At 50.9% G+C, this 5,901-nt stretch carries 6 protein-coding genes; 4 read left to right on the top strand and 2 right to left on the bottom strand.

Features of this window, described 5'->3' with window-relative positions; all coding sequences use genetic code 11:
• Positions 1 to 842: IS3 family transposase (locus HMPREF3148_RS03410; RefSeq protein ID WP_070508709.1), on the top strand; the 842-nt coding region annotated here is incomplete at its 5' end.
• Between the two features lie 180 nt (positions 843 to 1,022).
• Here HMPREF3148_RS03410 and HMPREF3148_RS03405 read toward each other — a convergent pair.
• Together HMPREF3148_RS03405 and HMPREF3148_RS03400 are read right to left on the bottom strand one after the other, a co-directional pair.
• Positions 1,023 to 1,694, bottom strand: coding sequence for a response regulator (locus tag HMPREF3148_RS03405; RefSeq protein ID WP_034964032.1), 672 nt, complete (start codon positions 1,692 to 1,694; stop codon positions 1,023 to 1,025).
• Complete coding sequence (locus HMPREF3148_RS03400; protein ID WP_005291911.1) at positions 1,691 to 3,079, bottom strand: sensor histidine kinase; 1,389 nt, start codon at positions 3,077 to 3,079, stop codon at positions 1,691 to 1,693. Before HMPREF3148_RS03400 ends, HMPREF3148_RS03405 begins: the two co-directional genes overlap by 4 nt.
• A gap of 142 nt (positions 3,080 to 3,221) precedes the next feature.
• Between HMPREF3148_RS03400 and HMPREF3148_RS13110 the strand changes: the two genes are divergently transcribed.
• Genes HMPREF3148_RS13110 through HMPREF3148_RS03390 form a run of 3 tightly spaced genes read left to right on the top strand, consistent with a single transcriptional unit; the run spans position 3,222 to position 5,562 of the window.
• Positions 3,222 to 3,920 carry a phosphatase PAP2 family protein gene (locus HMPREF3148_RS13110; protein ID WP_316326026.1) on the top strand — a complete coding sequence of 233 codons (699 nt, stop codon included), beginning with the start codon at positions 3,222 to 3,224 and terminating at the stop codon, positions 3,918 to 3,920.
• The gene (locus HMPREF3148_RS03395) at positions 3,917 to 4,834 is read left to right on the top strand and encodes an ATP-binding cassette domain-containing protein (protein ID WP_034964029.1); all 918 of its coding nucleotides are present in this window, start codon (positions 3,917 to 3,919) and stop codon (positions 4,832 to 4,834) included. The genes HMPREF3148_RS13110 and HMPREF3148_RS03395 overlap by 4 nt, the downstream gene beginning before the upstream one ends.
• The gene (locus tag HMPREF3148_RS03390; protein ID WP_005291905.1) at positions 4,831 to 5,562 is read left to right on the top strand and encodes an ABC transporter permease; all 732 of its coding nucleotides are present in this window, start codon (positions 4,831 to 4,833) and stop codon (positions 5,560 to 5,562) included. The genes HMPREF3148_RS03395 and HMPREF3148_RS03390 overlap by 4 nt, the downstream gene beginning before the upstream one ends.
• Positions 5,563 to 5,901 lie beyond the last annotated feature (339 nt).

Genomic DNA, 5,901 nt, shown 5'->3' with positions numbered 1-5,901 from the left:
TGTGCCATGTGTTAAAGCTCAATCGCTCCTCGTTTTATAAATGGGTCAACACCCACGAAAATCGCAGGTTAAAGATATGTTCCGATGCCCTTATTGGTGCAAGAATCAAGAGCATCTTCGATGATGAGCACGGGCTTTATGGTGCTAAACGCATCGCTGCAAGCCTCAACGACGATACGGACTTCGGCCCGATCAACCATAAGAAGGTTGCGCGCATCATGAAATCCATGGGGCTAAAAGGCTTTAGCAAACGGCGTCGATGCATCACCACCCGGCGCAAGCCTGGTCACCGTGTCATGCCAGATTTAGTAGGCCGTACATTCACCGCTGACGAGCCGAACCGTGTTTATGTAGGCGACATCACCTACCTGCCGTGTAAGGGCGGCAAGAACATGTACCTTGCCACAGTCATTGACACCTATTCACGAAAACTTGCAGGTTATGCACTCGCAGACCACATGCGTGTCTCACTGGTCATCGAGGCTTTGTCCCATGCCAGCACAGTCCGCGGAAGCCTTGACGGGGCTATTTTCCATTCTGATCATGGAAGTGTGTACACCTCACAGGCGTTTAGGGACCACTGCGCCCAACTTGGTGTACGCCAATCCATGGGCGCGGTGGGAACTAGTGCCGATAATGCCCTGGCAGAATCATTTAACGCCACCTTAAAACGTGAAGTGCTACGTGATCGGAGAGTCTTTGATAATCCCATTATCTGCCGGCAGGAAGTCTTTCGATGGTGCATGCGCTACAACACCCGCAGACGGCACTCCTGGTGCAACCTTCTAGCCCCCAATGACTTCGAAGCACTCACATCAGCTACACTGACCCAAGCAGCATAGCTAACCCCCGACGTGTCTACTTTCCGGGGGTCAGGCCCGGGTGTTGCATTCACCGCTTGAACCCGCCGGTCGACGCGCTAACCAATCGAAGCGCATTCCTGTGCAGACTGCAAAACCTCGGTCTTTCCAGAGAATGCGTGTGGTGCTTAAGTCTTCAGAAGAATCGTGGGGAGTCTAGTTTCAGAGTGAACTTTCTTTAGCATAGATGGCAATTAGTGAAGCCTCTACCCGGTTACGAGCGCCAGTAGTCCTCAGAATAGAGGACACATGAGCTTTGATTGTCCCAGGTGCTAAGTGCATAGATTGCGCGATCTCCGAATTGGTAGCGCCACGACTGAGCCGCACCAACACCTCTTGCTCTCTAGACGTAAGACGGCCAAACTTCTCCACAGCAGCTCGAACTTCTGCATAACGCGCAATCCTTTCAGGAGAAAGAAGCCTGCGTGCCACAGATGGGGAGAAAAAAGCCCCTCCCTCAGCAACCGCATGAACCGCAGTAAGCAAAAGCGACGGATCCCCCGCCTTTAGTACGAAACCATCTGCATCAAAACGAACAGCTTCCAACACATAATCGTCTTCACCAAAAGTAGTGACAATCACGCACGCTAGACGCTGTGGGCGTTGTCGAACTTTTCGCAACACATCTAAACCCGTCAGACCAGGCATCTGGATGTCCAAAAGTAAAACATCCGGTCGATACGCGTCAATCAAGTCCAGGGCCTCAGTACCGCTGGATGCCGAAGCTACCACGAAGATGGAAGAGTCAGATTCAAGCACACCCTTGATTCCAGCCTGTATAAGTGGATCATCGTCGACCACCATGACTCGCACTGGCTGCTTTTTACTACTCATCTGTCTTCTCCCCGAAGATAGTCCACCGACGACACCACATTCTCTTTGAAGCAAACCCGGTAAATATCTCCTGCAGAATCATCAAAAGTACGTGCCGTCACTGCATAATAATGGCACCCAGGTATGGGAAGGTCTCCCCGCCGAGGAGGAACCTCTCGGTCAGGTAATACACGTTCGATTTCTGCCTGATCACTACCCACCGTAATGCCTGCAAACTCTTCCGGAGGAAGCAACGCACGACTTTTCTGGAACGTAGACGCCACCTCAGTGCCAAGCAATCCAGCAACTATCAGGGAAGCGGTCAACAGCACCACCCGCTGCTGCGCATGTCTGATGCCCGGGTTAACCATCTCATTAGAAGCAGTAGACTCCTGGTCTTCAGTATTGATCAGGACACTTTGCTCGACTTGTAGAGGAATCGTCGCCTCGACCGAAAAAGTGCTCCTAGTTGCATCGACCTTTAGATCCCCGCCGCCGGCTCGAAGATCCCGAGTAAGCGCTGAAAGACCAACACCAGAGCTTCTATGCGCAACCTCTTGAACCGTCGTCGCATTAACCACTCGCGCTCGAAAGACCTCTCCAACTTCCACTAGATGAATGAAAATGTTTTCACCCGGTGCGTGCTTCATCGAATTAGTAATAGCCTCCTGGAGAAAACGGTAGAGAACTTTGTAGCCGCTTGTTTCTGCACAGATGCTGGTAGGTAAAGGATCAACAAAGATGGATGCCCCTGCATTTTGAGCATGTTTGATGAGCGCTTCGATAGAATCAGTTGCCCCGGGGGCAGGCTTGGCACCTAATCGGAGAGCAACAACTGAATCCCCCAACTGTTCGACTGCTTTGCCAAGGTCCTCGCGCGCAGAGGAGATGATGCTCCGAAGATTCTCGGGCAAAGCCGAATCCAGTTCGACGCGACTGAGATTCAAAGCTACAAGGCTGAGCGAATGGCCAAGTTCATCGTGCAAAGATTGGGCCAGTGAAAGCCGCTCAACAGATGCTTGACTTTGAAGATTAGCTACGTACTGGCGCCTTCGTAGATCTCGTTCCCGCTCAGCTCGTTTGCCCAGACTGACATACTGACGCACCGCTACCATGCACAGCCAGGGAATTCCCGCCCTGAGTATTGATGGGGGCAGTTCCCCCATCAGATAAAGCCAATGCCCGTCCTGCCAAATAGTTCTAGCCACACATGTGACTATCAAAACGACCAGTCCTGCTAGCCCAACGCTAACACCTCGTGATATCGCTCCAATTCCTACACCTAATGCTGTCAGAAAAGAAACTTCTAGGAGGCCAGGCTCTGGAACGGCTGCAATCAATCCAAAAAGTAAAGCGCAAACCATCTCCAAAAATCGCTGGGGATTTACGCGATTACGCAGAATCATATTCATAGTATGCCTGATAATCACCGTTCAGAGTACTGCCGATAGGGAGGCACTCGAGAAGTATTTCTATGCCAAAAGGCTTAGACAACTATGTCTCATCGGCAGATGTGTTGCCCATTAGACCCCCATAGCGTAAGTAACCATGAACGAAATTGATACCCAAACACACATATCGAGATCAATAACAAGACGGTCCGGACTGAAGATGGGGATGGGATGGGCGTGGATTGTCACTATCGCGCTACTCATCGGCTCCGCTATCGCATTCCCTGAGCGACAATTTCTATATTCGTCGATCGTTACGACGGTTCCGCGTATACACCTTGAAACGCTGGTCACCCTCATAGCAAGTAAAGGGCTGCTTATCCTAGTGGCAACAGCGACAGTTGTCGGCCTCTGGTGTCTTGCTCGATCGCGTGAAAGACTTTCAGTGTTTGCTTGTGCGGGAGTCGGTGTTGTCATCGCATATTTGCTGAGCGAAGGAATAAAGATTCTCGTTTCCGAGCCGAGACCATGTGCAAGCAGTATGCTCACGACCGCACTCACATGCCCAGACCCAGGTGATTGGTCGTGGCCTTCAAATCATTCAGTGCTGGCCGCGGCATTTGCTACAGCTTGCGTTCTTGCGCTATCTCGTACTAAATGGATCGTGGTACCTGTGGCAATTGTGATCGCCAGCTCCCGAGTCGCAGCTGGGGTGCACTACGTCCATGATGTGTTATCCGGACTGGCTTTAGGCGTTGTCACAGTTTGTCTGGTAGTGGTCTTGCTCCACCCGGTCTGGGTTCGCTTTGCAAACTCTGAACAAAGCAGACTTCGACACGAAGGCGGCCAAGCGTGATTACCGTAAGCAGACTAACGAAACAGTATCGAACATTCTCAGCTATCAACGATCTCACATTCACTGTCCCTGATGGCGCCATCACAGGTTTCCTAGGCCCCAATGGCGCAGGAAAATCTACGACTATGAGATGCATGCTTGGCCTAGACTGCCCAACCGCAGGCAATGTTCTCATAGACGGGCGCAAGCTTTCCCAACACGCGCAGCCGGCTAGAGCCGCTGGGGCAGTTTTAGATACATCATGGTTTCATGCTGGACGTTCAGGTTTAGCACACCTCGAAGTTGTTGCTGCATCAGCCGGGCTACCTCGTTCAGCAGTTCATGCTGTTTTGGAAGAGGTGGGGATGTCATCAGCTGCGCGTCGTCCCATGGGAAAATACTCATTGGGAATGAAACAACGACTCGGAATCGCGACAGCAATGCTTGGTCGCCCCCGGAATCTTATTCTAGATGAACCAATGAACGGCCTAGACCCCGAAGGCATGCTGTGGATGCGTTCCTACTTAACGAATCTAGCTACCCAGGGACATGCGGTATTCATCTCTTCACATCTGTTAAGTGAAATCGAGACCTTAGCCGACCGGATCCTTATCATCGGTCAAGGCCACATTCTCGGTGAATGGAACATGAAAGACTTCGTTAATTCTTCCCAGAACACCATCATAGCTACCAATGATGATTCTCGTCTGATGGGTGAGTTACGAAATTTGGGTGTCGATGTCAACAAGCTTCCAAACGGGCTTGAAGTCTCGTTTAATCAACGGATCCCAAATGTATTGGCACTGTCTCGTAAATGCCACGACGCGGACATTCTTATCACTAGCTTGGGTTCTAGCACTTCCACTTTGCAACAAGCCTTCCTAGAGCTTACTGCCACATCATCAGACTTTAACGCAAGAAGGTTTCAACCATGATTGCTGCTTTCCGCGCCGAACTGCGCCGTCTTATTTCTCTTCGCTCGACGGGTGTCTATGCGGTAATGCTTCTTGGCTGTTTTTTCGGACCGATCATCATCATGGCAGCAGTCTATGATGCCGAATACCAAGGACCTATCGATGCCAGTGATATTGGCAAATGTATCAGCATATTTCATGTTTTGGCGATAATCTTTAGTGGGGCATACACAGCTACCGAGATTCGATCTGGGTCCACAGCGATAGCTTTTCTCACTCAAACTTCTCGGTATTTGTCTTTGGTGGCGCACTATGTCGTCGAAGGTGTCTTTCTGGTCTGTGCATTTGCGATTGGTATACCGCTGGCCCTATTAGCTGGGATGTTGTACCCAGATGGATTGGAAATAGGCGTGGGAGCGCTACCGTATTGGGGGCTTTATTTGGGCATCGTATTGGTATGGTCATCGATGGCTACCTCTATCGCTGTTATTACGCGCTCTGTAGCTGCAGCCGTAGCGACCCCGATCACCTGGATGTTACTCATTGAACAACTCTTGGCGCAGATCCCAATGTTCGACGCTATAACGCCTTGGCTTCCGTTCGCGGCTTCCCACTCGCTGCTGGCTAGATCGTTGGGCGAGGCCACTAGTGTCTATCCAGCGCTTGCAACCGCGTTCGCTATCCTATCTCCTGCTTTCTTATTAGGAGTCTTGTCGTTCACCCTGCACTGCAAGCGTGATGCGCCCTAATTGGGATTTGATCTAGGTTACGAAACTCTCGGAGAGTCTGCTTTAGCAATAACTGGTTTGAAGCCTGCGGTTAGAGTGACCACTTTCTCCAGTGAAGGGATCGATCTACCAGGTCAAGACGGGAAGGTTGAGATTTTAGATCACCAGCTGCACCGCGTTTCGTCATAAATGAAGTGAAGTGCCCCGAGTTTTGTTCCTAGGCATTTGCCTTGATTTCTATTATTTCTTGGGTCGGGTTTGTTGCCCAAAACTCTGACTCAACCTCAGCAGGCGTGCGATAGTCGAGATTCTGATGGAGTCTGGTCTGGACCTGACCCCTGTTTGGTAGACACCTGATAT

Source organism: Corynebacterium sp. HMSC05D08 (assembly GCF_001807215.1).
Lineage (GTDB): Bacteria > Actinomycetota > Actinomycetes > Mycobacteriales > Mycobacteriaceae > Corynebacterium > Corynebacterium striatum.
The sequence above is the reverse complement of the archived record's forward strand: the minus strand, read 5'-3'. Positions and strand labels throughout refer to the sequence as shown.

Excerpts from the sequence above, each read along its gene's own strand:
- HMPREF3148_RS03405 (WP_034964032.1), bottom strand. The coding sequence starts at position 1,694 with ATGAGTAGTAAAAAGCAGCCAGTGCGAGTCATGGTGGTCGACGATGAT.
- HMPREF3148_RS03390 (WP_005291905.1), top strand. The coding sequence starts at position 4,831 with ATGATTGCTGCTTTCCGCGCCGAACTGCGCCGTCTTATTTCTCTTCGC.
- HMPREF3148_RS03400 (WP_005291911.1), bottom strand. The coding sequence starts at position 3,079 with ATGATTCTGCGTAATCGCGTAAATCCCCAGCGATTTTTGGAGATGGTT.
- HMPREF3148_RS13110 (WP_316326026.1), top strand. The coding sequence starts at position 3,222 with ATGAACGAAATTGATACCCAAACACACATATCGAGATCAATAACAAGA.